This is a genomic window from Dellaglioa sp. L3N, assembly GCF_054941095.1.
In genome coordinates, this window is sequence record NZ_CM142928.1 from 526,614 (window position 1) to 552,718 (window position 26,105).

The window sequence follows — 26,105 nt, forward strand, 5'->3', positions numbered from 1 at the left end:
GAGGTCTGCTGAAAGCAGAAAGCAGTCCTTTTTTGCTATTTTGATTATCTTTTTGAATCGTAATAAAGCATGATATACTATAATTACTATATCTTAAAGAAAATGGGTGGATTCATGGCAGCACTTAAAATAGTAGGGGCCTTTTTCATGCAACCAACGGCCTGGTTAACAATTGTATTAATCTACATTGTTTACATACAAAGAATAAAAAAAGAGAGACAGACATTTAGAACAGCAGTTGATAGCGATTTTTATGAGGGACGTCATGCCATCAAAGTAGGACTGCTTTTTGGAGTAGTAGGCTCAATAATACTATTTGGCTTAGGCATCATGGTACCCATTAATTGGGTAATTATCTATGCCATTTTAATGATTTTTGGACTTTTATGGTATCCGCTAGTTGATACTATTTTCCCACTATTTCTTATATCTGGACTAATATACAGTGCCACTAAACTGCAACCGATTGATTTCATAATAGTTGGGCGTGAGAAATTTCGACCAGAGTTTTTAACGGGAATCCTTATGTTGGGCACACTAATGTTGTTTATTACTGGAGCTGCGCTTTATTTATTCAGAAATAGACAATTGTCGCCCAATACGCAAGTTGGGAAACGAGGTCGAAATATATCGTCGTTTAAAATGAAAGAGTTGTATCTTGTGCCACTTGTTGTTTTAATACCGGGAAACCAATTCTATAGTGCTCTTTCTTGGTGGCCTATAATCCATATTGCAGGTACGGATTATGGTGTGATGATATTGCCATTAATTATTGGATTATCGTTGCAAGTGTATAAAGAATTGCCAAAAATAGCCCTTAATTTGATAAAAAAGCAATACTTATATTTATCACTTTTGGGCGTTTGTTTAACGATAGTATCGGTATTTTTACCAATTATTGGGGAAATCGGGTTAATCGTTTTATTGATAACGTATCTTGTTAGTCGCTACATGGTTAAACGTCATGATAATCAACAAGAAAAATGGTTTGTGGAATCTGGTGAGGGTATTTTAATTGTAGGAGTGCGACCTAATACCCCAGCAGCTAAAATGGATGTTGACGTGGGCGATGTCGTCATTCAATGTAATGGGATTGATGTTAAAACTGAAGACGACTTGTATAATGCCTTAGAAAGTAGTCCAACATATTGTCGATTAAAAATTAAAACGTTTAGTGGGGATACAAAAATAACAGAGAGTGCTATTTTTTCAGATTCACCATATGAAATAGGGTTGGTCTTAATTAAATAATGCTAAGCGGGGGAAATAAATAATGAAAAAGATTTTAGTTGTGGATGATGAACCAGCAATTGTTACATTGTTAACGTACAATTTAGAAAATGCAAATTATGAAGTCCAAGTGGCGACAGATGGGCCAAGTGCGTTTAAAAAGGCAACAGAACGAAATTTTGATTTTATTATTTTGGATTTAATGTTACCGGGTTACGATGGTATTGAGGTGACTAAAAAGTTAAGACAAGAAAAAGTAAAGACACCAATAATTATTCTGACGGCTAAAGATGATGAATTGAATAAAATCATTGGTTTAGAAATTGGTGCAGATGATTATATGACCAAACCGTTCAGTCCAAGAGAGGTAGTGGCAAGAATTAAAGCTATTTTGAGACGTACCGAACAAGAATCATCAGGAAGTGAACAGGATGTTAATGAAACTAAAGAATTTAAAGATTTCAAAGTTGATTTATCTAATTATTCAGTTTACAAAAATGATGAAAAAGTAGCATTGACGCCAAAAGAATTTGAACTTTTGGTGTATTTTGTTAAACGAACAGGACGTGTCTTGAGTCGTGAAAAATTATTAAGTGGTGTCTGGGGATATGATTATGAAGGACAAACGAGGATGATTGATATGCATGTCAGTCATTTGCGTGAAAAATTGGAAGTGGATGCAAAAAAACCAGCATATTTAAAAACGGTTCGCGGATTTGGATATAAATTTGAGGGAAACAAATGAATCGAAAAATGAAAAGTATAATGGCAATCTTAATAGTAGTGATGAATGCAATATTTGGTATGACACTACTATGGTGTACAACGGGGCACTTTTTCAATAAAACAGGGGTCAGCGGGGTAGTTGTCTTGAGCCTTGTTGAGATGTTCATAGCTTATAAAATAGTATCAAAATTAAAAGCTGAATCAAGATTAATGGCTAGTAGACTAGATAGTTTAGTAAATCAAGGAACCTCTTTTCACGTATTATTGGATTCAGATAGTCCGAATTTTGAACTATCAAAAGCGGTTAATCGCGTTGAAAGTTATCAAAAGGAAAGAAATGTCCGTTACCAAATTCAAAATAAAAATTATTTGCATTTAATTGAACATTTAACAGTTGGAATTATGCAAATTGATCATAAGAGACAAGTTTTAATGGCAAACAAGACAATGGATACCTTTTTGGGACATCATGTTCGTGATCAGCGACATTCATATATTGATGATATTAAAACATATCAATTAAGTCGATTAGTTGAAAAGACAATCAAATCGAGGGAAAAACAACGGGGCGAAATCGAGATTGAAAATACCAATAGGGTAGTAGATGTTACAGTTGTATACGTTGAAAATGAAAATTTAGAATTTCAAGTGATTGTTATTTTGTATGATATAACAGAGTTGAAGCAGCTTGAAAGAATGCAAAACGAGTTTGTTGGTAATGTTAGTCATGAATTAAAAACACCAGTTACTGCAATAAAAGGTTTCACGGAAACGCTGTTAGCAGGACCTGTGGATCCTGAAACAGCTAATAAATTTTTGACTATTATTTATGATGAAAGTGAAAAGTTAGAAGCGTTGATTCAAGAAATATTGAAATTGGCAAAAGGCAAAAAAAAGGAAGAAGCTATTTCATCTTTCGATTTAGGAGCCGTAATAGATCATGAGTTAGAGTTATTGAGTAACAAAATTAAAAATAAAAATTTAACAGTAGAGAAAAAGATGGAGAAAGATCTTTTTATTGAGTTTGATAAAAGTAAAATAGTAACTATTATAGAAAACTTGTTACAAAATGCTGTTAAATATAATTTAGATAAAGGTTTTGTAGTAATTCAAGCAGGTATAAGAGAGTCAAAAATTTTTATTTCAGTGTCAGATACAGGTATTGGTATTTCAAATGAAGATAAAAAGAGAATATTTGAACGTTTCTACAGGGTTGACCCATCTAGAAATAAACAAATAGAGGGTAATGGTCTTGGCCTTGCTATTGTGCAGGAATTGGTGACATCGATTGGTGGCAAAATTAATGTTGAGGATGTAAAAGGTGGCGGGACTCAAATTACTGTTTATTTGTAAATTTAAAGGATATTTAAAAATAAGCTTGACCAGGAAAAAGAAAGCTGATATATTAAATAAGTGCTGTTAAGGTGACAATGAATATTATAAATAAAGTATTGACATGAGATATACCAGATGGTATATTAATAAAGCTGATTGATACGGCGAGATGAAATGAATATTTATTCAAAATAAATCTTGACAAATCATGACGTGGTTGATATGATATAAAAGTTGTCAAAAGCAACCAAGTAGATCTTTGAAAACTGAACAAATTTTCGACAAATCAAATGTGTAGGGTCTCTTAACTAAGAGTTAAGAGCAAACATTTGCGAAGTCAATTCGCTAGTTTTAAAAAGCAACAAAACAATAAGAGCAATCAAATTTTTATATGAGAGTTTGATCCTGGCTCAGGATGAACGCTGGCGGCGTGCCTAATACATGCAAGTCGAACGCAATATCTTCACCGAGTGCTTGCACTCACCGAAGGTATTGAGTGGCGAACGGGTGAGTAACACGTGGGTAACCTGCCCAAAAGAGGGGGATAACACTTGGAAACAGGTGCTAATACCGCATAATTTGTTAAACCGCATGGTTTGATAATGAAAGACGGCGTAAGCTGTCACTTTTGGATGGACCCGCGGCGTATTAGCTAGTTGGTGAGGTAAAGGCCCACCAAGGCAATGATACGTAGCCGACCTGAGAGGGTGATCGGCCACATTGGGACTGAGACACGGCCCAAACTCCTACGGGAGGCAGCAGTAGGGAATCTTCCACAATGGACGAAAGTCTGATGGAGCAACGCCGCGTGAGTGAAGAAGGTTTTCGGATCGTAAAGCTCTGTTGTTAGAGAAGAATGTAGGTAAGAGTAACTGTTTACCTAGTGACGGTATCTAACCAGAAAGCCACGGCTAACTACGTGCCAGCAGCCGCGGTAATACGTAGGTGGCAAGCGTTATCCGGATTTATTGGGCGTAAAGCGAACGCAGGCGGTTTTTTAAGTCTGATGTGAAAGCCTTCGGCTCAACCGAAGAAATGCATTGGAAACTGGATAACTTGAGTGCAGAAGAGGAGAGTGGAACACCATGTGTAGCGGTGAAATGCGTAGATATATGGTAGAACACCAGTGGCGAAAGCGGCTCTCTGGTCTGTAACTGACGCTGAGGTTCGAAAGCATGGGTAGCAAACAGGATTAGATACCCTGGTAGTCCATGCCGTAAACGATGAGTGCTAAGTGTTGGAGGGTTTCCGCCCTTCAGTGCTGCAGCTAACGCATTAAGCACTCCGCCTGGGGAGTACGACCGCAAGGTTGAAACTCAAAGGAATTGACGGGGGCCCGCACAAGCGGTGGAGCATGTGGTTTAATTCGAAGCAACGCGAAGAACCTTACCAGGTCTTGACATCTTCTGACAAACCTAGAGATAGGCCGTTCCCTTCGGGGACAGAATGACAGGTGGTGCATGGTTGTCGTCAGCTCGTGTCGTGAGATGTTGGGTTAAGTCCCGCAACGAGCGCAACCCTTATTATTAGTTGCCAGCATTAAGTTGGGCACTCTAATGAGACTGCCGGTGACAAACCGGAGGAAGGTGGGGATGACGTCAAATCATCATGCCCCTTATGACCTGGGCTACACACGTGCTACAATGGACGGTACAACGAGTTGCGAGACCGCGAGGTTAAGCTAATCTCTTAAAGCCGTTCTCAGTTCGGATTGTAGGCTGCAACTCGCCTACATGAAGTTGGAATCGCTAGTAATCGCGGATCAGAATGCCGCGGTGAATACGTTCCCGGGCCTTGTACACACCGCCCGTCACACCATGAGAGTTTGTAACACCCAAAGCCGGTGAGGTAACCTTTTAGGAGCCAGCCGTCTAAGGTGGGACAGATGATTAGGGTGAAGTCGTAACAAGGTAGCCGTAGGAGAACCTGCGGCTGGATCACCTCCTTTCTAAGGAATATTACGGAAACCTACACACTTGTCGAAAATTTGTTTAGTTTTGAGGGGTTTACTCTCAAAAATTTGTTCTTTGAAAACTAGATAATATTTATTAAATTTTTAAGCAATAAGCCGAGAAACACCGCGTTTTATTAGTTAAGAACGTAGTTCTTAACAAAACCACTTTGCTTTATGTAAAGTTAGGTTAAGTTATCAAGGGCGCATGGTGAATGCCTTGGCACTAGGAGCCGATGAAGGACGGGACTAACACCGATATGCTTCGGGGAGCTGTAAGTAAGCTTTGATCCGGAGATTTCCGAATGGGGGAACCCAGCAGTTTTAATCGACTGTTACTATTAACTGAATACATAGGTTATATAGAGGTAAACGCAGGGAACTGAAACATCTAATTACCTGCAGGAATAGAAAGAAAAATCGATTCCCTAAGTAGCGGCGAGCGAACAGGGAAGAGCCCAAACCAAGAAGCTTGCTTCTTGGGGTTGTAGGACTGCTCATTTGAGTTACCAAAGATTTTTATAGCAGAAGAGTCTGGGAAGACTCGCCGTAGAGGGTGATAGCCCCGTACGCTAAATGAAAATCTCTCAGAGCAGTATCCTGAGTACGGCGGAACACGAGAAATTCCGTCGGAATCCGGGAGGACCATCTCCCAAGGCTAAATACTCCCTAGTGACCGATAGTGAACCAGTACCGTGAGGGAAAGGTGAAAAGCACCCCGGAAGGGGAGTGAAATAGTTCCTGAAACCATGTGCCTACAAATAGTTAGAGCCCGTTAATGGGTGATAGCGTGCCTTTTGTAGAATGAACCGGCGAGTTACGTTTGCTTGCGAGGTTAAGTTGATAAGACGGAGCCGTAGCGAAAGCGAGTCTGAATAGGGCGCCATAGTAAGTAGACGTAGACCCGAAACCAAGTGACCTACCCATGTCCAGGTTGAAGGTGCGGTAAAACGCACTGGAGGACCGAACTCATGTATGTTGAAAAATGCTGAGATGAGGTGTGGGTAGCGGAGAAATTCCAAACGAACTTGGAGATAGCTGGTTCTCTCCGAAATAGCTTTAGGGCTAGCCTCGGAATTAAGAATCATGGAGGTAGAGCCACTGTTTGGACTAGGGGCCCATCTAGGGTTACTGAATTCAGATAAACTCCGAATGCCATTGATTTATATCCGGGAGTCAGACTGCGAGTGATAAGATCCGTAGTCGAAAGGGAAACAGCCCAGACCACCAATTAAGGTCCCAAAATACATGTTAAGTGGAAAAGGATGTGGAATTGCATAGACAACTAGGATGTTGGCTCAGAAGCAGCCACCATTTAAAGAGTGCGTAATAGCTCACTAGTCGAGTGATTCTGCGCCGAAAATGTACCGGGGCTAAACATGTTACCGAAATTGTGGATGGAACCCATTAGGGTTCCGTGGTAGGAGAGCGTTCTAAGGGCAACGAAGCTAGACCGTAAGGACTAGTGGAGCGCTTAGAAGTGAGAATGCCGGTATGAGTAGCGAAAGACAGGTGAGAATCCTGTCCACCGAATGACTAAGGTTTCCTGGGGAAGGCTCGTCCTCCCAGGGTTAGTCGGGACCTAAGTCGAGGCCGAGAGGCGTAGACGATGGATAACAGGTTGAGATTCCTGTACTAGTTATATTTGTTTGAACGATGGAGGGACGCAGCAGGCTAAGAAAGCGCACTGATGGATATGTGCGTCCAAGCAACAAGTTTGAAGTTGAGTTAAATGCTTAACTTTAAGGACAAGTTGTGATGGGGAGCGAAATTAAGTAGCGAAGTAACTGATGTCACACTGCCAAGAAAAGCTTCTAGTTAGAATATAACTACCCGTACCGCAAACCGACACAGGTAGTCGAGGAGAGTATCCTAAGGTGTGCGAGAGAACTCTCGTTAAGGAACTCGGCAAAATGACCCCGTAACTTCGGGAGAAGGGGTGCTGACCGAAAGGTCAGCCGCAGTGAATAGGCCCAAACGACTGTTTATCAAAAACACAGGTTTCTGCAAAATCGTAAGATGACGTATAGGGGCTGACGCCTGCCCGGTGCTGGAAGGTTAAGAGGATGAGTTAGCTTCGGCGAAGCCCAGAATTGAAGCCCCAGTAAACGGCGGCCGTAACTATAACGGTCCTAAGGTAGCGAAATTCCTTGTCGGGTAAGTTCCGACCCGCACGAAAGGCGTAACGATTTGGGCACTGTCTCAACGAGAGACTCGGTGAAATTATAATACCCGTGAAGATGCGGGTTACCCGCGACAGGACGGAAAGACCCCATGGAGCTTTACTGTAGCTTGATATTGAGTGTTTGTATAACTTGTACAGGATAGGTAGGAGCCGTAGAGACCGGAACGCTAGTTTCGGAGGAGGCATTGGTGGGATACTACCCTCGTTGTATGAACACTCTAACCCTCGCCACTAATCGTGGTGGGAGACAGTGTCAGGTGGGCAGTTTGACTGGGGCGGTCGCCTCCTAAAAGGTAACGGAGGCGCCCAAAGGTTCCCTCAGAATGGTTGGAAATCATTCGCAGAGTGTAAAGGCACAAGGGAGCTTGACTGCGAGACTTACAGGTCGAGCAGGGACGAAAGTCGGGCTTAGTGATCCGGTGGTTCCGTATGGAAGGGCCATCGCTCAACGGATAAAAGCTACCCTGGGGATAACAGGCTTATCTCCCCCAAGAGTCCACATCGACGGGGAGGTTTGGCACCTCGATGTCGGCTCATCGCATCCTGGGGCTGTAGTCGGTCCCAAGGGTTGGGCTGTTCGCCCATTAAAGCGGTACGCGAGCTGGGTTCAGAACGTCGTGAGACAGTTCGGTCCCTATCCGTCGCGGGCGTAGGAAATTTGAGAGGAGCTGTCCTTAGTACGAGAGGACCGGGATGGACATACCTCTGGTGTACCAGTTGTTCTGCCAAGGGCATCGCTGGGTAGCTATGTATGGATGAGATAAACGCTGAAAGCATCTAAGTGTGAAGCTCACCTCGAGATTAGATTTCCCATTCCTTTATGGAAGTAAGACCCCTGAAAGATTATCAGGTAGATAGGTTGGAAGTGGAAGTACAGTGATGTATGGAGCGGACCAATACTAATCGGTCGAGGACTTAACCACAAAGTGATGTGTATCGGTGTACGGCTTAAAAATCAATGATAAATATTAGCTAGTTTTGAGAGAATAAGTTTTCTCAAAAAAAGAGTGTGGTGGCGATAGCAAGAAGGATACACCTGTTCCCATGTCGAACACAGAAGTTAAGCTTCTTAGCGCCAAGAGTAGTTGGGGGTCGCCCCCTGCGAGGGTAGGACGTTGCCATGCTTTTTTTATTATTTGGAGGTTTAGCTCAGTTGGGAGAGCGTCTGCCTTACAAGCAGAGGGTCACAGGTTCAAGCCCTGTAACCTCCATTTGAGCCGTTAGCTCAGTTGGTAGAGCATCTGACTTTTAATCAGAGGGTCGACAGTTCGAGCCTGTCACGGCTCATTTTCAATTCCACATTTTTGCGGGTGTGGCGGAATTGGCAGACGCACTAGATTTAGGATCTAGCGTCGTAAGACGTGGGGGTTCAAGTCCCTTCACCCGCATCATTTTCAATTATGCCGACTTAGCTCAGTTGGTAGAGCACCTGATTTGTAATCAGGGGGTCGGGCGTTCGAATCGTCTAGTCGGCACCATTTTTTAATTTTTTTGCGGAAGTAGCTCAGTGGTAGAGCATCACCTTGCCAAGGTGGGGGTCGCGGGTTCGAATCCCGTCTTCCGCTTTTCAATAAATGCCGGGGTGGCGGAACTGGCAGACGCACAGGACTTAAAATCCTGCGGTGAGTGATCACCGTACCGGTTCGATTCCGGTCCTCGGCACCATTTATTGTTTTAATGCACCCATAGCGCAACTGGATAGAGTGTCTGACTACGAATCAGAAGGTTGTAGGTTCGACTCCTACTGGGTGCATATTTTCGGGAAATGGCTCAGCTTGGTAGAGCACCTGGTTTGGGACCAGGGGGTCGCAGGTTCGAATCCTGTTTTCCCGATTAATAAATTCCAAAATTTATTATTATTTCATGGCGGCGTAGCTCAGCTGGCTAGAGCGTCCGGTTCATACCCGGGAGGTCAGGGGTTCGATCCCCTTCACCGCTATTTTCTACGTAAGAAGCTTGGACCTTTAGCTCAGTTGGTTAGAGCAGACGGCTCATAACCGCCCGGTCGTAGGTTCGAGTCCTACAAGGTCCATTACTTGTAGATGATTCAAGTAGATATTTGTTTATGGAGGATTACCCAAGTCTGGCTGAAGGGAACGGTCTTGAAAACCGTCAGGTGGGTCAAACCACGCAAGAGTTCGAATCTCTTATCCTCCTTTTTTTAATATTATCGCGGGATGGAGCAGTCTGGTAGCTCGTCGGGCTCATAACCCGAAGGTCGTAGGTCCAAATCCTACTCCCGCAATTGGTCCTATGGTATAGGGGTTATTACGTCCGCCTGTCACGCGGAAGATCACCGGTTCAAATCCGGTTAGGACCGTTTAATGGCTCAGTAGCTCAGTTGGTAGAGCAATGGATTGAAGCTCCATGTGTCGGCAGTTCGATTCTGTCCTGCGCCATTTTTTTGGAAGAGTAGCGAAGAGGCTAAACGCGGCGGACTGTAAATCCGCTCCTTCGGGTTCGGTGGTTCGAATCCACTCTCTTCCATTTTTTATAGGGGTATAGTTTAAAGGTAGAACTACGGTCTCCAAAACCGTCAGTGTGGGTTCAATTCCTACTACCCCTGCCATTTTTTGTTTTGGCGATATTGGCGAAGTGGTTAACGCACCGGATTGTGGCTCCGGCACGCGTGGGTTCGATTCCCACATATCGCCCTTTATAAAGGGTTATATCAGGTGATGATTTAAGTCTAGACATCACTAATTAATATGGCGGTATAGCCAAGTGGTAAGGCAGAGGTCTGCAAAACCTTCATCACCGGTTCAAATCCGGTTACCGCCTTACACGATTATGCCGGTGTGGCGGAATTGGCAGACGCGCTGGACTCAAAATCCAGTTCCAGCAATGGAGTATCGGTTCGACCCCGATCACCGGTATTATTAAGCATTATAGAGAGTATTATAAAACATGAAAGCCTATTATATAGGCTTTTTTTGTACCCTAAATTATAGGAAATGATATAGAATTATAGATTGTTGAACTTTTGTTGTCCCTTTTAAGTTTGTAAGTACCATGATTTACGGTATATATGCCATAGGGACAACAGCAAAAAGCTATTATATCGGTCTGTATTTGCGTTATTAGGGTCTTTACGGTATCGAACTAAAACAATGAAAAAGCTTGATTTAACAGATTTCTTCAAATAGTGATATTGTCTTTGCAACTTGTTCTTTTTTAGCTCGACTAAGAATGTGTGAATAAGTCTTAAGGGTAGTAGCTATTGAATCATGTCCAGATCGTTCAGAGATATATTGGGTGTCTACTCCATTAGCGAGTAGATACGATATGTGTGAATGACGTAAGCTGTGAAAGGTTACTTTCGTTTTATTAATTTCCAAAAAAATTATAAAGTGAACGTAATTGTTGATTATAGAAGACTAATTTAAGTTTTAGACTTTTTTAAATGTTAATAATTGGCAAAAACAGTGTAGATTCGTAAAAAGTAAGAAATCTTTTTAGACAATATATAGATTTTAATATTTTGTTGTACACTATATATTGTTGTTTTGAGGAGAATAATAAAGTAGTATGTATTTATTCGCTTGAAGAAAAGGAAATCGACTTATGAAAAATATTGAGATAACATTGAATACAAAAGTACCTAACATATTTGTAAAACGTGATGGCCGAAAGGTTTTATTTTCATTGCGTAAAGTTATGAGTAGCACAATGAAAGGGTTAGATAATTCACAAGCACAAGAAAAATTTAAGTCGTTATTATTAAGCAAACTTGAGAGCTATCGAAAAATTGATGCACAAACAATGTCTAATTTGGTCGCTGATACATATCGTACATTGGATTACACTGATGCACTATATGCCTACCAAGAGTATAGAAAGCAAGATGAGTTACATTGGCTTGAGCAAACTGATCCAGCAGGACGTTTGAACAAATTATTAAATAAAGATGATTCAATTATTCATGAAAATGCTAATAAAGATAGTAACGTTTTTAATACGCAACGCGATTTAACTGCGGGGACAGTTGGTAAAACTTTAGGTCTAAGATTAATGCCTGAATCAATTGCTAAAGCCCATTTACGTGGTTCAATTCATTATCACGATTTAGATTATACGCCCTGGAGTCCTATGACAAATTGTTGCCTAATTGATTTTAAAGAAATGCTAACGAATGGGTTTAAAATAGGAAATGCTGAGGTTGAAAGTCCACATTCAATTCAGACGGCCACTGCTCAAATGGCACAGATTATTGCTAATGTGGCTTCAAGCCAATACGGTGGGTGTTCTGCAGATCGAGTGGATGAGTTATTAGCACCATTTGCTGAATTAAATTATCAAAAACATTTAGTGGATGCAAAAGAATGGATTGACAATCCTAGTAAGCAGACGGCATTTGCCAAAATTAAAACGAGCAAAGATATTTATGATGCCATGCAAGGATTAGAATATGAAATCAATACTTTATTTTCTTCTCAGGGCCAAACGCCATTTACGACATTAGGTTTTGGATTAGGTGAAAGTTGGATTGAACGTGAAATTCAAATTGCCATTTTAAAAATTAGAATTAAAGGGCTTGGTCGTGAGCATCGGACCGCTATTTTTCCTAAGTTAGTGTTTACAATTAAAAAAGAGTTAAATTTGAAACCGGGTGATCCTAATTATGATATTAAGGCACTGGCTGTCGACTGTGCTACGAAACGAATGTATCCTGATATCTTGATGTATGACAAGATAAAAGAGCTTACGGGTAGTTTTAAGGTGCCTATGGGTTGTCGTAGCTTCCTACAAGGTTGGAAAGATGAAGAAGGTAATGAAGTTAATTCTGGTCGTATGAATTTGGGTGTTGTGACCGTTAATTTGCCACGAATTGCTTTAGAATCTGCTGGTGATATTGATTTATTCTGGGATATTTTTAAAGAAAGAATGCAGATTTGTAAAGAAGCATTAGTTTTTAAGGTTAACCGTGTCAAAGAAGCTATTCCTGAGAATGCGCCAATTTTATATCAACACGGTGCTTTTGGCAAAAGATTGAAGCCAGATGGTAATGTTGATGATTTATTTAAGCATCGCCGTGCAACTATTTCGTTAGGTTATATCGGATTGTATGAGGTTGGAACTGTCTTTTTTGGACCTGAGTGGGAAAAAAATGAAGAGGCTCATAACTTTACAGTCGATATTGTTAAGCGTCTTAAAGCTTATTGTAGTGATTGGTCAGATGAATATGATTATCATTTTAGTGTTTATTCAACGCCTAGTGAATCTTTAACGGATCGTTTTTGTGTTTTGGATACTGAAAAATTTGGTAAAATTAAAGATATTACGGAAAAAGAATATTATACAAATAGTTTCCATTATGATGTTAGAAAAAATCCAACACCATTTGAAAAATTGACGTTTGAGATGGCATATCCTAAATATGCGTCAGGTGGTTTTATTCATTATTGTGAATATCCTAATTTACGTCAAAATCCTAAAGCTTTGGAAGCTGTTTGGGATTGGGCTTACGATAAAATTGGTTATTTGGGAACAAATACGCCAATTGATCATTGTTATAAATGTGGCTTTGATGGCGAATTTAATCCGACTGAACGTGGTTTTGAATGTCCTAAATGTCAGAACCATGATCCTAAAACTTGTGATGTTGTTAAGCGAACATGTGGTTATTTAGGTAATCCACAACAGCGTCCAATGGTTCATGGTCGCCATAAAGAAATTGCTTCTCGTGTTAAAAATATGAGTTTAGGAATGGTTGAGAATGGAACGACAAAAGAGAGTTAGGGCTCCACGAAATCCAGCACCCAAAGAATGGTTGGCCAGTGATTTAAGTCAACAATATATTGCATCATATAAGCCATTTAATTTTGTAGATGGCGAAGGTGTGCGGTGTAGTTTATATGTTAGTGGCTGTTTATTTGCCTGTCCTGGTTGCTATAATAAAGCGGCTCAGAATTTTAGATATGGGACGCCTTATACGGAAAATCTTGAAAATCAAATTATTACAGACTTAAGTGAAGATTATTGCCAAGGGTTAACGTTGCTTGGTGGTGAGCCTTTTGTTAATACACAGGTTTGTTTGGGCTTGGTAGACCGTATTCGTGCTACTTATGGATGGACGAAAGATGTTTGGTCTTGGACTGGCTATACTTGGGATGAATTAATGCTTGAATCTGAAGATAAGCTTGAGTTGCTGTCAAAAATTGATATTTTGGTTGATGGTCGATTTGAGTTAGCAAAAAAAGATTTGACCTTACAATTTAGAGGAAGTTCAAATCAAAGAATTATTGATGTTCAAAAATCATTAGCTACCGGGGAAGTTATTCTCTGGGATAAGTTATTAAGATAAAAAAAGTCTGTTATGACAACCTCCATAAGAGTTGTCACAACAGACTTTTTTAGCGGAAAATATCGCCCGTTTCATCATTATAATAAGTTAGTTTAGGAAAAATTATTTTTACAGTTGTGCCTTGATCGATCGAGGAGTCAATCTCTAAACGATGACCCAATTTTTGACTTAGATTATTTGCTAGATAAAGACCTAATCCGGTTGCATTTTGATTGTATTTACGGCCATTGTCTCCGGTAAATCCTTTATCAAAAACGCGGGCTAAATCAACTTTTGGAATACCAATTCCGGTATCTTTAATAGATAATAGTGTTTCTTTTGTGTTGTTTGAAATAAATACGGTAATTTTACCGTTATCAGGCGTATATTTTAGTGAATTAGTAATGACTTGATTTAAAATGAAACGTAACCATTTTGAATCGGTTAAGACGGAGCTGTCATCACTCTCAAAAGTGAAGCTAATATGTTTTGAAAAAAATAAATTCATGTTGTCTCGAACAACGTGATGGATAATTTTTTTCAGCGAATAATCTTGGATTAAATAATCATTTGAAAAACTGTCTAGACGAGAATAGTAAATGACTTGTTCAACAAAATTCTCAATTTTTTTTAATTCAATTTCAGTTTGCATCACTTGTTTTTCAGAAAGTTGACCATCTGATGTTTCAATTAGCAACTGAATGGCAGTTAGTGGGACTTTGATATCATGAATCCATGCGTTTAAGAAGTCTTCTTGTTCTTGCTGTTTGGACAAGACATCATTTAATTGCGTTTGATGACTGCTTAATAGGGCATTGATGTAACTTTGGTATAACTGTTGTTCATTTGAATGCGCATCAGTAATGGGCAGTGATAAGTTTGTTGTTGAAAGGTCAGTTGGTAAACTAAATTTTTGATACCATTGACGGTCAACCCAGTAACGGATTACGATAAAAACAGTTGATGTGATTAACATCAAAATATCTAGATATAATAATGAAGACAAAATGATATTATGGAAAGGATCGAACCATAATACAAGGTTGATTAATAGGATATCTAGCATGAAAAATATAATCGAGACGATTTTATCTGAAAGGTATTTAAAAAATGTCATAAGTGCCTCCTAAGGGATGATATAACCTTGACCAACCCTTGTTTCAATGAAGTCGGGTAATCCAGCGTGTGCAATTTTTTTACGTAAACGGTTGATATTAACGGTTAACGTATTATCGTCAACAAAATGTTCATCTTCCCAAAGTTCACGAAGTAATTTTTCGCGACTGATAACTTTTCCTGTTTGGCGCATCATATATTGAAGTAATTGATATTCATTTTTTGATAAATCGATTGTGTCATCGTTGTATTTTGCAGACCCATTTTGTAAATTCAAAAAAAGACCATTATGTTCTAGTGCTTCTGGACCCATTTCTGCATAATTATAAGTCCGACGTAATAAGGCAGAAATTTTGGCAACTAAAACTTCCATTGAGTAAGGTTTGTTGACAAAATCATCCCCACCCATATTCATTGCCATCACCATATCCATATTGGTATTGCGACTTGAGATGAATATAATAGGTACATTTGACGTTTCACGGATTTTTTGACACCAGTAAAAACCATCAAATTCTGGTAAATTAATATCTAATAAGATTAAGTGTGGTTTTTTTTCAATAAATTCAACATCAATTTGACTGAAATCGTCAATTAAAATTGGCTCAAATCGCCATTTTGCTAAGCTATCTGCCGTAATATCGGCAATTGTTTTGTCATCTTCAACAATCATTATGCTAAACATATTGTCACCCCTTTAAGTTAGTAGTCTATTTACATTACAATACCGTTTTTAAACGATAAATTCAAATAGCTGGCTATCGTAAATAAAGATTGGCGTAATTGATTCATAGTTAGGTATAATATTGAGTAACGGGGGACTGAAATTATGACATTCATTGAAGTAGATCATGTGAAGAAAATTTATGGCATGAAGTTTAATCGATCGACTGCAATTGATAACATTTCATTTGTGATTGATTCGGGAGAATTTGTAGGTATTATGGGACCTTCTGGTGCAGGGAAGACCACTTTGCTAAATATAATGTCAACGATTGATAAGCCAACTTTTGGGCATATCAGAATAGATAATCAAGACGTTACAGAGTATAACGAACAAGAATTATCTAAATTTAGAAGACAAAATCTAGGTTTCATTTTTCAGGATTTTAATTTACTAAATTCTTTAACAATTAAAGAAAATATTATTTTGCCACTCGCATTAGATAAATTAAAAATGGAAGCAATTGAGTTAAAACTTGCTGACATTTCAACTGTGCTAAATCTGAATACCATTTTAGACCGTTTTCCAAATGAAATTTCGATTGGTCAACAGCAGAGAGTGGCAGTTGCCAGGGCAATTATTACAGCGCCTAAGATGTTATTTGCAGATGAACCAACGGGTAGCTTGGATTCAAAAGCGGCAACCGAGCTTTTGAAATATTTAACGTACGTGAATGAGACACAAGAAATGACCCTGATGATGGTTACTCATGATGCCTTTACAGCGAGTTATTGTAAACGAATTATTTTTATCAAAGATGGTCATATTTTTGCTGAGATTAGGCGTGATGGTTCTAGAAAAGCTTTCTTTCAAAAAATAATTGATATGCAAGCAGCCATTGGTGGAGGCGAACAATGAAACCATTAGCCAATATTGTGCTTAAAAGTGTTCGACGTAGTTTTTGGGATTATTTGATTTATATCATTGCTAGTTCAATAGCAGTAACCGTCTATTTTTCATTTTTATCGATGTCATTTAATAAAGAATTAACACAAAATGCACGAGTAGAGTTACCAATTTCAGTTACTTTACAGATTAGCAGCATTCTAATTTTAATTTTTATTGCTTGTTTTATGGCCTATACTAACTTTTTCGTTGCTAAACGGCGAGAAAAAGAGATTGCGGTTTACCATCTTCTAGGCGTCAAAAAAAGTCAAATAGCCTTAATGTTATTCATCGAAAATTTAATTTTAGGAAATATTTCATTGGTCATTGGATTAGCAGTGGGTGCGATTTTTTCTAAATTATTTGCCATGATTTTATTGAGAGCGATGCTTATTAGGGCAGATACAAATATTATTGTATCTTGGCGAAGTTTAGTTAATACCGTGTTCATTTTTAATATAATATTTCTAATTATGTCGATTATTAATGCAAGTGCGATTTATCGTAAACAGCTCATTTCTTTATTTAAACATGATGATAATACCAGTAATAAGCGTTTTGGACCATTCAAATTATTCATGGCAGTGTTCAGCATCTTTTTGATGAGTATACCGTTATTTATGGCGGTGAACTTTGAAGAACTTGGTTCCATTTTTAATGTCTGGCTGCGTAGAAATGATTATTTGTTGGCTGTAGTGGCTATCGATGTGATGGTTATTTTAGGCACACTGCTTATTTTCTATTGTCTGATACCCGTTTTGCTGCATTTATTGCAAAAATGGCGACGGTTTATGTATCGAGGTGGAAGACTACTAACTTTTTCAAATTTACAAGTTAGCTTAAGACAAAATACACTGATGTTGAGTTTAATGACCTTGTTAATTATGTTTTCGTTGTCAGCGTTTATTGGGATGGCTACCTTGTATTCATATTCGGAAAAAACGATTGATCAAGTAGCGCCAGCACATTTTATTGCAGATGGGCATGAGTTAGCAATGGTACAAAAAGTATTGAAACAAAATAAATTAAAAGTGAAACAACAAGTTAGTGGGCATTTTAAAATTGTCCCAATGAAAAGCAGAATTCAATTGAAGACGGAAAATCGAAGTAAACAAAAGGTTATTCCGGTGACAATAATGTCGGAAACAGATTATAATCGTATCCGTAAAATTCAAAGTGGGCTAAAACCCATTCAAATTAAATCAAACGAATCAATTATGATTTTATACAAATTGGCGCGATATCAAATTAATAAGGACAATCAAACCATTCAGTTTAAGCAAAAATCATTGAATCAGTTGAAGATTAAAAGTTATTTAAGTACATTTCCATATGGTGCAATGCATTTTGCCAGTAATTTATTAATTGTCAAAGACACTGTTTATCGAAATGTTAAAAGTGATAGGCAATATAATTTGACGGCTATTAATATTAAAAATTATCAGACATTTGTGCAATCGGGAAACGATTTTGGCCATAAATTGGATGATGAAGCAAAAGAACAAACGTATCTACAACAGACTGGCAAGACGCTAGCAGATACGCGATACACTTTTTCAAAACAGAAAGCACATTATTATTATCAAAATCTAGGTGTGAGAAATCAAGTTGCGGAAAATGTAAATGAACTAATTGGTTTTTTCATTTATGTAACGTGTTTTATTAGTATTATTTTAGTACTCGCAACTTGCAGCATTATCATGTTGCAGCAAATGATAGACCTTAGACAAAATAAAAAGACGTATTCATTGATGCAAAGTTTAGGTGTGACACATCAAGAAATTAAACGCATTATTTTTCAACAAACCATAAGTTTATTTTTAATTCCAGTGATATTGGGATCCATTGAAGCTGTTTTTACGTTTAATATTTACGTTGCTTTATTTGCACACCCTAATATGAATGTTATTATTTTTTTCTGGGGAACATTTTATGCGATGTACGGTGGGCTATTTTTAATTACCGTATATGGTTTGAACCGAATTATTAATAGTAGGGACTAAAAAAGGTTAAGTTACTAAAAAAGTAACTTAACCTTTTATATTGATAAATTTATTAACAGAGTAGGTTGCGTTGACAGGTGTATTTTGAAAGTCGTTTTCGGAAGCTTTTATTTGCTTATAAGCCTCACTTTTATGCCAATTAAGCATATCAGATTGATGCTCCCAAATTGTCAAAAGGACGTAATTATAGCTTTTAGATAGGGATTGCAAAGTGTAGTAAGCGGTCATGCCAGTAGGGCGTGTTCGTTCGTTGATAAAATTTTGTAATTGTGCTAAATAAACTTTGCTTTCTTCATCACTTAAAGTGATATATTGAAAATGATAAAAACCCCGCCATGAATCGGCGCCTACATGATAGTTAACGCGAAAGTCTAATCCAGAATAGAAAATGGAAGTATCGTCTGACGTGTCTAATAGGTAGGCATTATTGTACTTAATTGTTGGATTGAGTAAGATAAATGATCGAGATGGGTTGTTTCTGATAATAGACTTTAAAAAATATTCTGCGCCTAGTGCTGTGTATATATGATTTAACAAAAATACATCTCCAATCTGTTTTAATTCCTTATTAAGTATAGTCTAAAAAAAGGGTATAATAAATTCAAAAGCGACGGGAAGGATGATTAATAATGGAGTTGACAATTTTAGGGTTCTATGGAGGCTATCCAGCACATGCAGTTGGAACAAGTTCATATTTAATTCAAAGTGATGGGTTTCAGTTATTATTGGACTGCGGAAGTGGGGCAATGCTCAGCTTGGAACAAAAATTAGATCCTTTGAAGTTAGATGCGGTTGTTTTATCTCATTATCATCAGGACCATATTGCCGATATTGGCGTTTTACAATATGATTGGCAGATTAATCGGGATCAAGTGACACAACCACTGCCCATTTATGGACCAGCAATTGATCAAGAAGCTTTTCAAAAATTAACTTGGACGGATGCGACGATTGGGATTGGTTACAAAAATAAAGATGTTGTGGCAATTGGACCCTTTGATTTTGAGTTTTTAGAAACCATTCATCCAGTACCAGCTTATGCGATGAGAATTACAGAACGATCGACGGGGAAGGTACTTGTCTTTACGGCGGATACGGCATACGATGAGAAATTAAATGAAATGAGTCAAAATGCAGATTTATTAATGACTGATACTAATTTCTTCGATGATAAATTAGGTAAAAAATGGCATATGACGGCAGCTGAATCTGGCAAATTTGCTCGTTTAAATCATGCTAAAAAATTGTTATTAACTCATTTACCAGCAAATGGGTCGCATGAATTATTAAAAGAGCAAGCTAAAGTAACGGCAGGTAATAACATAACTGTTTTACTTGCGAAAAAGTATTTGAGACTAACTGTGTAATCGCATACATATTGCTAAAAAAATTTAACAATGTATCTTTTTTTAACCAAATAAATATAAAATAACAAGGTGCTTATAAGTGGGCGTTTAAGGCTTGTTTACGTACTTTTAGTAAGTGTTTTGAAATAATAAGGATCAAAAAATCGTCTATTTAGATATTGTAAATAATAACATCCATAAAATATTTATAATGATTTTTATAAATAATAACATTTAATATATACCTGCATTAATATAAATGCCTTTAATTATGCAAAAACTAGAAAATTTACTGATTAATAAGTGCGTTAATAAGTAAATTTTTTTAATAAAATGATAGCAATTGCTCTGATAATAAGTTATAATATATTTATAGGAATTGATAATTTTTTTATTAAAAGGAGAGAGCGCATATGGTAACTTTATATACTTCACCAAGTTGTACATCATGTCGAAAAGCACGTGCATGGCTTAAGGAGAATAATATCCCCTTTCAAGAACGTAATATATTTTCTGAGCCTCTCAACATTGATGAAATTAAAACAATTTTGCGAATGACTGAAAATGGTACAGAAGAGGTTATTTCTAAACGATCAAAAGTTTATCAAGAATTAGATATGGATTTAGATGATTTACCACTTCAAGAATTATTTTCATTAATTCAAACAAACCCTGGTTTGTTACGTCGTCCTATTATTTTAGATGAAAAGCGACTACAAGTTGGGTACAATGAAGATGAAATTCGTCGTTTCTTACCAAGAGATGTACGTGCTTTGGAATTACAAAAAGCACAATTACTTGCTGGATTTTAATTAAATTAAAAATAATAACGTTGGAACATTAGCCTTTAATCAGGCAACATGGTAAAATTCAGGAATAAGCGTTCCTGGATTTTTTTATTTAGACTAAAATACTTTACAAATAGGATATTTTGGCTAAAATTAAGGTCGAGGTATCAGGAAGATAGGTGATAAGCAATGAAAATGGAAAAAATAAATGAAAATACAATTCGTGTTTTGGTAGAAGATGAGGATTTATCTAAAAGAGGTATTACTATTTTAGATTTATTAGGAAACAGGACTCAGATTGAAGATTTCTTTTACAGTATTTTACGTGAAGTAGATACAGAACATGAATTTGAAAATAATGAAGCAGTGACATTCCAAGTTTTACCTAATCGTGATGGACTAGAGTTGTTTATTAGTCGTGGTAAACCAGAAAATATGCAAGATCCTAAAGAAATAAATATCTCTGATTTAACAGAGGATGACGATTTAGGTAGTTTTATAAAAGACAGATTATCTGAAATTGAAGATAATGACGATGAAGTAAAAGGGACTATTAAGGGATCAGGTTATCAAAAAGCAGCCCAAACGAGAACAGTAGAATTTGGTGATTTTGAAGATTTTATTCAACTAGCCAAAATATTTAGACCAACTAGTGCACAAAGTAATTTATTTAAAGTGCAAGGTAAGTATTTCTTGGAATTAATTTTTGACAAAGACAATACAACTAAAGAAACAATCGAAAATGATATTGCTGTAGCATTAGAATATGCACAGTCTGTTACTTCAACAGGGTCATTCATGGAAGAACGTGGCAAAAAAATTATGTCAGATGATGCTCTTTCGGAAGCAAGAAAATATTTTAAATAAGCAAATCGACCGATTTCGGTTGATTTGTTTTTTTTTGCGTATTTAAATTGTAACGAGGAGCAATTTAAATGATATTTGCAAAGAAGAAACACCAAGATGAATTAGTTTGTGCGAGAGATGTTAAGCAAAATGAGACTTATTTTTGTCCTGGATGCGGAGAACGCGTCATCTTTAAGCAAGGGCCGCAAAAGCAAGCCCATTTTGCTCATTATAAAAAATCATGTCACTTTTTTTCAGAGGGTGAGACGAACTCACATGTCACTGGGAAAAATTTGATTAAAGTCTGGGCAGAAAAACGACATAAAAAAGCTGAAATTGAAGAATATTTACCCGAGTTAAAACAAAGGCCAGATGTGTTGGTTACTTTAAGAAATAGTCAGTTGGTGATAGAGTACCAATGTAGTCCATTATCGCTTAGTTCTTTTACTAAAAGGACTAAGGGGTACAAAAAATATGGTTACCGTGTTTTTTGGATTTTAGGTAAGCGACATATGCTGAACCAAAGATTAACGCAACAACAAGCGATGTTTATCAACTTTCACAAAAACATTGGCTATTTTTTAGTATTTCTTGATGCTGAGCGGCAGTGTCTCATTTTAAATTATGAATTATGCTTTGAAAATTGTCAGGGTATTCGTTACCGTACAAAGGTAGTTAACGATGCAACGACATTGATGGTATTTATTCGAGCTAACCAGAGAAATGAGGGGTTAGCGTTGTCACAGTCAGAATTACTTGGACAATTGACGAAATTGGAGAAAAATTGTCACTATTTAAATCCTTATTTGAAGGATCAAATTGATTTTTGTTACAGGCAACGGTATTATTTCATGGGGTTTCCAGCATGTTGTTTGAGTTGTGTACGGCTGCCACCAATCTACCGACATGCAGATATTTTTTGGCGAATTCGAGTGGTTTTAGAGTTACAAAAAGAGACGACTAAACTAATTTCTAAAGAGGCCCTTGAATGCTTGTTTGAAGCACAACAAATAGCGACAAACGTATTTTTTGCAATGCCACTTGTTAGTCAGCTAGCTATTGAACAAGTTAATCAAGCTTATTTGCAATGTTTATTAGAAAACCAAATTTTAAGCGCAATTAGTGGAACCAAAAACTATCGGATTAACAATCAAATCAGATGGACTGAAGATGCGTTGCTAAAAAAAGAAAATTTACGATTAAACCGTGCGTTTATTAAAAAAATTAACTGAAAATATGATATCTTATAGGAGTAAATAAATGATAATCGGAGGGATTTTATGACAACAGCTAAGCAATTACCAAAACGTGAAGACGTACCAGAAAAACTAACGTGGGATGTCCAAAAAATTTACAGTTCCGATTTATTATTTGAAGAAGATTATAAGCAGGTTGAAGCTTCTATTCGGAGTATCGCTGACCTTCAAGGAACGTTAAGCCAAGATAGTGAGACCATGTTGCAAGGGTTGGAAACTGTTTTTAATCTCGAACGCATGCTTGAAAAAGTGTATGTTTACGCTAATTTAAAAAATGATCAGGATACTGGCAACGCAACGTATCAAGCTTTGAATGCTAGAGCCAGTGCATTGGCCGCTAAAGTTTCAGCTGCTATTTCATGGGTCGAACCTGAAATTATTGCAATTCCAAAGGAAACTTTAAAAGATTTTCTTGCTAATAATCAGGAATTAAGTCGCTATCGTCATTTTTTTGATAGCTTATTGTTGGAAAAAGATCATGTTCTTTCTCATGCTGAAGAAACGTTATTAGCGGGTGCAAGTGATATTTTTGGTGCATCATCTAAAACGTTCGAAGTATTGAATAATGCTGATTTAAAATTTCCAGTTGTTCAAGATGAACAGGGAAACGATATACAATTATCACAAGGTGTTTATGGTGTTCTTCTAGAGTCAACTAACCGAGATGTTAGAGAACAGGCTTTTAAAAAATTGTACGAGGTTTACGGTCAATTTCAAAATACTTTGGCGTCAACACTTTCAAGCCATGTCAAAGTGCATAATTATAGTGCGTCGATTAGACATTATAAAAATGCTAGGGATGCCTCATTATCAAATAACCAAATCCCTGAAATTGTTTATCATACCTTGGTTGAGCAAGTGAATAAAAACTTGCCTTTGTTACACCGTTATGTTGCATTACGTAAGAAAATTTTGAAAGTTGAAAGCTTGCATTCTTACGATTTATATACACCTATTACTGGCGAACCCGCATTGAGTTACACCTATAATGAAGCCAAAGATGAAGCATTAAAAGCTTTAGATAAAATGGGTCCTGATTATTTAAGTCATGTTCAAGAAGCCTTTGATGGGCGCTGGATTGATGTTGTTGAGAACCAAGGAAAAAGAAGTGGGGCCTATTCTTCAGGAATGTATGATACAGCGCCATATATGTTACTAAATTGGCAAAATAATGTGAATAACTTATACACACTTGTGCATGAGATGGGACATAGTATTCATAGTTACTATACGCACCATAATCAACCATATTTGTATGGTGATTATCCCATATTCTTAGCGGAGATTGCTTCAACAACAAATGAAAATACGTTAACGCATTATTTATTAAAAACGCAAACGGATCCTAAAGTTCGGGCATTTTTACTTAATTATTACTTAGACGGTTTTAAAGGCACCATCTTCCGTCAAACACAATTTGCGGAATTTGAACATTGGATTCATGAAGAAGATGCAGCCGGACATCCCTTAACGGCTGATAAATTATCTGCTTATTATGCTGATTTAAATCAGAGATATTACGGTGACAGTTTAGAACGTGATCCAGAAATTGCAATGGAATGGTCAAGAATTCCACATTTCTATTACAATTACTATGTTTACCAATATGCAACAGGGTTTGCTGCAGCAACAACTTTGTCAGAAGGAATTACAAGTGGTAAACCAGGTGCATTAGATAATTATTTAGCTTATTTAAAAGCGGGTAGCTCAGATTTTCCAATTGACGTGATGAAAAAAGCGGGTGTCGATATGACTAAACCAGATTATTTAGTTAAGGCATTTACTGTTTTTGAAACAAGATTGAATGAATTAGAGGCACTATTAGCTGAAATAGGAACAGAAGATTAAAAAAACAGACGCTACTTAGTTGGTTAAACTAGGCAACGTCTGTTTTTGTTATAGGACACGTAATTGATTTGATGGTGCGACATTATTTTGTTGTAAGCCATTTTGCGTATTGAAATGACCGTTACAAACATCTGAGATAGTGACTAAGTCGGCATCTGGAAATGAAACGCCACAATCAAGGCCATCGATATTGTTGATAACAATGGTGGGATGCATGGTAACATTCATTTCATTAGCCATTTTTTGATCATTTTTAAATGATTGTTTGGCTAAATCAGAATAACGATCTTCGGCAAACATATCCCAATTTAGACCAACTTCATCGGCAACTTGGCGAACAAGTTCTTCTGAATAACAGTTATTATCTTGAACTATGGATTCTTGAATAGTCATTAGGAAGGCACGACCCCGTTTCTTACCTTGAAAAAGAGCGGCTTTGTAATTGAGTGTAGCTTGATAAATAGATTCAAATAAGTCATTACGAAGTGCTAAGTCACGTGTATCGAGATTTTTTTCAACCATAACATTGTTAATTGTTTGCATATTCAACATAGGGATAAATTGGAAAGAGACCTCTTTCGAGGAAACATTAATATAATCCAAAACTTTTTGTTCAGATTTGAAACATTTTGTACCTAACGGGTTAACAAATAAATAGATTTCTAACAAGAGTATTCCTCCAAATTAATTGATTAAATTTAAAATTTTTTGTCGAGTGTGGGGTGGGGTTCTGTCTGTTTCCGTTTTAATAACTATTCTTACTTTACCAATATATATTTTTTTTTCAATTATAAACACTTATTACGGATCATTCATTCATTGTTTTTTAATATTGTGAGGTCAAATTCGTCCCGATTGCTTGAATTATGCTAAAATGAAATGAGTAAATTGATAAATAGAATAGAGTGATGAAAATGGTAGAAGATTGGAAATATTTCTTTAGACCTTATGAACAGGCCGTTTCAGAAATGAAAATTAAAATGCGTGGACTGCGAAAACAGTTTACTGGCATTGGTCAACATTCACCAATTGAATTCGTGACAAGTCGGGTTAAAACAGTTGATAGTATTCTAGAAAAAATTGAACGCCGTCAAATTTCTGAAGAACGTCTTGAAACGGATATGCAAGATATTGCAGGGATTCGAATTATGTGTCAATTTGTTGACGATATTTATCAAGTTGTCGATTTATTACGTGCGCGAAATGATATGACTGTTGTAGAAGAGCGTGATTATATCACGAACAAAAAAGCGAGTGGTTACCGCTCATACCATGTGGTACTTAAGTACCCAGTTCAAATGATTAATGGTGAAAAAAATGTCTTAGTTGAAATTCAAATTCGAACATTAGCTATGAATTTTTGGGCAACCATTGAACATTCTTTAAATTATAAATATCAGGGAGAATTCCCAATCCAATTGAATGCACGCTTGGAACGAGCAGCAGAGGCCGCTTTTAAATTAGATACTGAAATGTCTGAAATTAGAGAAGAAATTCAAGAAGCACAACATTTATTTTATGGTAAAGGCCTGAACAAGAATCAAGAGCAAGAAGATAAATAGTGAGCTAAGTGTGTCAGAAAA

18 protein-coding genes, 19 tRNA genes and 3 rRNA genes are annotated in these 26,105 nt (G+C 37.2%); 35 read left to right on the plus strand and 5 right to left on the minus strand.

Annotated features, from left to right (window positions below; translation table 11 throughout):
* Window positions 1-69: 69 nt before the first annotated feature.
* The 25 genes from ACVPPR_RS02575 (at window position 70) to ACVPPR_RS02695 (ending at window position 10,303) form a co-directional block, all read left to right on the plus strand.
* Window positions 70-1,251: a PDZ domain-containing protein gene (locus ACVPPR_RS02575; protein WP_462304576.1), complete on the plus strand. Its 1,182-nt coding sequence runs from the start codon at window positions 70-72 to the stop codon at window positions 1,249-1,251.
* 22 nt (window positions 1,252-1,273) lie between these two features.
* Window positions 1,274-1,975 (plus strand): response regulator transcription factor, encoded by a 702-nt coding sequence (locus tag ACVPPR_RS02580; RefSeq protein ID WP_462304577.1) that lies wholly within the window; start codon window positions 1,274-1,276, stop codon window positions 1,973-1,975.
* Window positions 1,972-3,309, plus strand: a complete 1,338-nt coding sequence (locus tag ACVPPR_RS02585) for a sensor histidine kinase (RefSeq protein ID WP_462297249.1) — start codon at window positions 1,972-1,974, stop codon at window positions 3,307-3,309. Before ACVPPR_RS02580 ends, ACVPPR_RS02585 begins: the two co-directional genes overlap by 4 nt.
* 369 nt (window positions 3,310-3,678) lie before the next feature.
* Window positions 3,679-5,239: ribosomal RNA gene (locus ACVPPR_RS02590) — 16S ribosomal RNA — on the plus strand.
* 191 nt (window positions 5,240-5,430) lie between these two features.
* A 23S ribosomal RNA gene (locus ACVPPR_RS02595) occupies window positions 5,431-8,350 on the plus strand.
* Window positions 8,351-8,435: 85 nt separating this feature from the next.
* Window positions 8,436-8,551, plus strand: a 5S ribosomal RNA gene (gene rrf / locus ACVPPR_RS02600).
* Together the 16S, 23S and 5S rRNA genes with 19 tRNA genes alongside form the textbook arrangement of a ribosomal RNA operon.
* A 14-nt stretch (window positions 8,552-8,565) precedes the next feature.
* Window positions 8,566-8,638: transfer RNA gene (locus ACVPPR_RS02605), tRNA-Val, on the plus strand.
* Between the two features lie 3 nt (window positions 8,639-8,641).
* A tRNA-Lys gene (locus ACVPPR_RS02610) sits at window positions 8,642-8,714 on the plus strand.
* 19 nt (window positions 8,715-8,733) lie between these two features.
* Window positions 8,734-8,815 (plus strand) — tRNA-Leu (locus ACVPPR_RS02615).
* A gap of 14 nt (window positions 8,816-8,829) precedes the next feature.
* A tRNA-Thr gene (locus tag ACVPPR_RS02620) sits at window positions 8,830-8,905 on the plus strand.
* 15 nt (window positions 8,906-8,920) lie between these two features.
* A tRNA-Gly gene (locus tag ACVPPR_RS02625) sits at window positions 8,921-8,992 on the plus strand.
* A gap of 11 nt (window positions 8,993-9,003) precedes the next feature.
* A tRNA-Leu gene (locus ACVPPR_RS02630) sits at window positions 9,004-9,092 on the plus strand.
* A gap of 14 nt (window positions 9,093-9,106) precedes the next feature.
* A tRNA-Arg gene (locus tag ACVPPR_RS02635) sits at window positions 9,107-9,180 on the plus strand.
* A 6-nt stretch (window positions 9,181-9,186) separates the two neighbouring features.
* A tRNA-Pro gene (locus ACVPPR_RS02640) sits at window positions 9,187-9,260 on the plus strand.
* Between the two features lie 32 nt (window positions 9,261-9,292).
* Window positions 9,293-9,366: transfer RNA gene (locus ACVPPR_RS02645), tRNA-Met, on the plus strand.
* A gap of 19 nt (window positions 9,367-9,385) precedes the next feature.
* Window positions 9,386-9,459: transfer RNA gene (locus tag ACVPPR_RS02650), tRNA-Ile, on the plus strand.
* A 35-nt stretch (window positions 9,460-9,494) separates the two neighbouring features.
* Window positions 9,495-9,584: transfer RNA gene (locus tag ACVPPR_RS02655), tRNA-Ser, on the plus strand.
* 14 nt (window positions 9,585-9,598) lie between these two features.
* Window positions 9,599-9,672 (plus strand) — tRNA-Met (locus ACVPPR_RS02660).
* 2 nt (window positions 9,673-9,674) lie between these two features.
* Window positions 9,675-9,747, plus strand: a tRNA-Asp gene (locus ACVPPR_RS02665).
* 6 nt (window positions 9,748-9,753) lie between these two features.
* Window positions 9,754-9,826, plus strand: a tRNA-Phe gene (locus tag ACVPPR_RS02670).
* 7 nt (window positions 9,827-9,833) lie between these two features.
* A tRNA-Tyr gene (locus ACVPPR_RS02675) sits at window positions 9,834-9,914 on the plus strand.
* Window positions 9,915-9,922: 8 nt separating this feature from the next.
* Window positions 9,923-9,996: transfer RNA gene (locus tag ACVPPR_RS02680), tRNA-Trp, on the plus strand.
* A 12-nt stretch (window positions 9,997-10,008) separates the two neighbouring features.
* Window positions 10,009-10,081: transfer RNA gene (locus ACVPPR_RS02685), tRNA-His, on the plus strand.
* Between the two features lie 56 nt (window positions 10,082-10,137).
* Window positions 10,138-10,208, plus strand: a tRNA-Cys gene (locus ACVPPR_RS02690).
* Between the two features lie 11 nt (window positions 10,209-10,219).
* A tRNA-Leu gene (locus tag ACVPPR_RS02695) sits at window positions 10,220-10,303 on the plus strand.
* Window positions 10,304-10,552: 249 nt separating this feature from the next.
* On the opposite strand, the gene ACVPPR_RS02700 is transcribed toward ACVPPR_RS02695, so the two are convergent.
* Window positions 10,553-10,765: a tyrosine-type recombinase/integrase gene (locus ACVPPR_RS02700; RefSeq protein ID WP_462304578.1), complete on the minus strand. Its 213-nt coding sequence runs from the start codon at window positions 10,763-10,765 to the stop codon at window positions 10,553-10,555.
* 226 nt (window positions 10,766-10,991) lie between these two features.
* Between ACVPPR_RS02700 and nrdD the strand changes: the two genes are divergently transcribed.
* Both nrdD and nrdG read left to right on the plus strand, forming a co-directional pair.
* The gene (gene nrdD, locus ACVPPR_RS02705; RefSeq protein WP_462304579.1) at window positions 10,992-13,166 is read left to right on the plus strand and encodes an anaerobic ribonucleoside-triphosphate reductase; all 2,175 of its coding nucleotides are present in this window, start codon (window positions 10,992-10,994) and stop codon (window positions 13,164-13,166) included.
* The gene (nrdG, locus tag ACVPPR_RS02710; protein ID WP_462304580.1) at window positions 13,144-13,731 is read left to right on the plus strand and encodes an anaerobic ribonucleoside-triphosphate reductase activating protein; all 588 of its coding nucleotides are present in this window, start codon (window positions 13,144-13,146) and stop codon (window positions 13,729-13,731) included. Before nrdD ends, nrdG begins: the two co-directional genes overlap by 23 nt.
* A gap of 49 nt (window positions 13,732-13,780) precedes the next feature.
* On the opposite strand, the gene ACVPPR_RS02715 is transcribed toward nrdG, so the two are convergent.
* Together ACVPPR_RS02715 and ACVPPR_RS02720 are read right to left on the minus strand one after the other, a co-directional pair.
* Window positions 13,781-14,827: a sensor histidine kinase gene (locus tag ACVPPR_RS02715; RefSeq protein WP_462304581.1), complete on the minus strand. Its 1,047-nt coding sequence runs from the start codon at window positions 14,825-14,827 to the stop codon at window positions 13,781-13,783.
* A 9-nt stretch (window positions 14,828-14,836) separates the two neighbouring features.
* Entirely contained in the window at window positions 14,837-15,511 is a 675-nt protein-coding gene (locus tag ACVPPR_RS02720; protein ID WP_462297146.1) for a response regulator transcription factor, read from the minus strand.
* A 141-nt stretch (window positions 15,512-15,652) separates the two neighbouring features.
* Here ACVPPR_RS02720 and ACVPPR_RS02725 point away from each other — a divergent pair, with 141 nt between their 5' ends.
* The gene (locus tag ACVPPR_RS02725; RefSeq protein WP_462297165.1) at window positions 15,653-16,408 is read left to right on the plus strand and encodes an ABC transporter ATP-binding protein; all 756 of its coding nucleotides are present in this window, start codon (window positions 15,653-15,655) and stop codon (window positions 16,406-16,408) included.
* The gene (locus ACVPPR_RS02730; protein WP_462304582.1) at window positions 16,405-18,438 is read left to right on the plus strand and encodes an ABC transporter permease; all 2,034 of its coding nucleotides are present in this window, start codon (window positions 16,405-16,407) and stop codon (window positions 18,436-18,438) included. The genes ACVPPR_RS02725 and ACVPPR_RS02730 overlap by 4 nt, the downstream gene beginning before the upstream one ends.
* A 27-nt stretch (window positions 18,439-18,465) precedes the next feature.
* Here the strand turns inward: ACVPPR_RS02730 and ACVPPR_RS02735 are convergent, their stop codons facing one another.
* On the minus strand, window positions 18,466-18,975 hold the full coding sequence (locus tag ACVPPR_RS02735) for an antibiotic biosynthesis monooxygenase (protein WP_462304583.1): 510 nt from the start codon (window positions 18,973-18,975) through the stop codon (window positions 18,466-18,468).
* A gap of 92 nt (window positions 18,976-19,067) precedes the next feature.
* On the opposite strand from ACVPPR_RS02735, the gene ACVPPR_RS02740 reads away from it, so the two are divergent.
* From ACVPPR_RS02740 to pepF, 5 genes are all read left to right on the plus strand, one after another.
* Window positions 19,068-19,805 (plus strand): MBL fold metallo-hydrolase, encoded by a 738-nt coding sequence (locus tag ACVPPR_RS02740; RefSeq protein ID WP_462304584.1) that lies wholly within the window; start codon window positions 19,068-19,070, stop codon window positions 19,803-19,805.
* Window positions 19,806-20,197: 392 nt separating this feature from the next.
* Window positions 20,198-20,596 carry a transcriptional regulator SpxA gene (spxA, locus tag ACVPPR_RS02745; protein WP_462297139.1) on the plus strand — a complete coding sequence of 133 codons (399 nt, stop codon included), beginning with the start codon at window positions 20,198-20,200 and terminating at the stop codon, window positions 20,594-20,596.
* A gap of 165 nt (window positions 20,597-20,761) precedes the next feature.
* Window positions 20,762-21,439, plus strand: a complete 678-nt coding sequence (locus tag ACVPPR_RS02750; RefSeq protein WP_462304585.1) for an adaptor protein MecA — start codon at window positions 20,762-20,764, stop codon at window positions 21,437-21,439.
* A gap of 68 nt (window positions 21,440-21,507) precedes the next feature.
* Window positions 21,508-22,650 (plus strand): competence protein CoiA, encoded by a 1,143-nt coding sequence (locus tag ACVPPR_RS02755; protein WP_462304586.1) that lies wholly within the window; start codon window positions 21,508-21,510, stop codon window positions 22,648-22,650.
* A gap of 48 nt (window positions 22,651-22,698) precedes the next feature.
* Window positions 22,699-24,522, plus strand: coding sequence for an oligoendopeptidase F (gene pepF / locus ACVPPR_RS02760; RefSeq protein ID WP_462304587.1), 1,824 nt, complete (start codon window positions 22,699-22,701; stop codon window positions 24,520-24,522).
* A gap of 48 nt (window positions 24,523-24,570) precedes the next feature.
* Here the strand turns inward: pepF and ACVPPR_RS02765 are convergent, their stop codons facing one another.
* On the minus strand, window positions 24,571-25,191 hold the full coding sequence (locus ACVPPR_RS02765; protein WP_462297133.1) for a DsbA family protein: 621 nt from the start codon (window positions 25,189-25,191) through the stop codon (window positions 24,571-24,573).
* Window positions 25,192-25,436: 245 nt separating this feature from the next.
* On the opposite strand from ACVPPR_RS02765, the gene ACVPPR_RS02770 reads away from it, so the two are divergent.
* Window positions 25,437-26,084 (plus strand): GTP pyrophosphokinase, encoded by a 648-nt coding sequence (locus tag ACVPPR_RS02770; RefSeq protein ID WP_462297163.1) that lies wholly within the window; start codon window positions 25,437-25,439, stop codon window positions 26,082-26,084.
* Window positions 26,085-26,105: the final 21 nt, after the last annotated feature.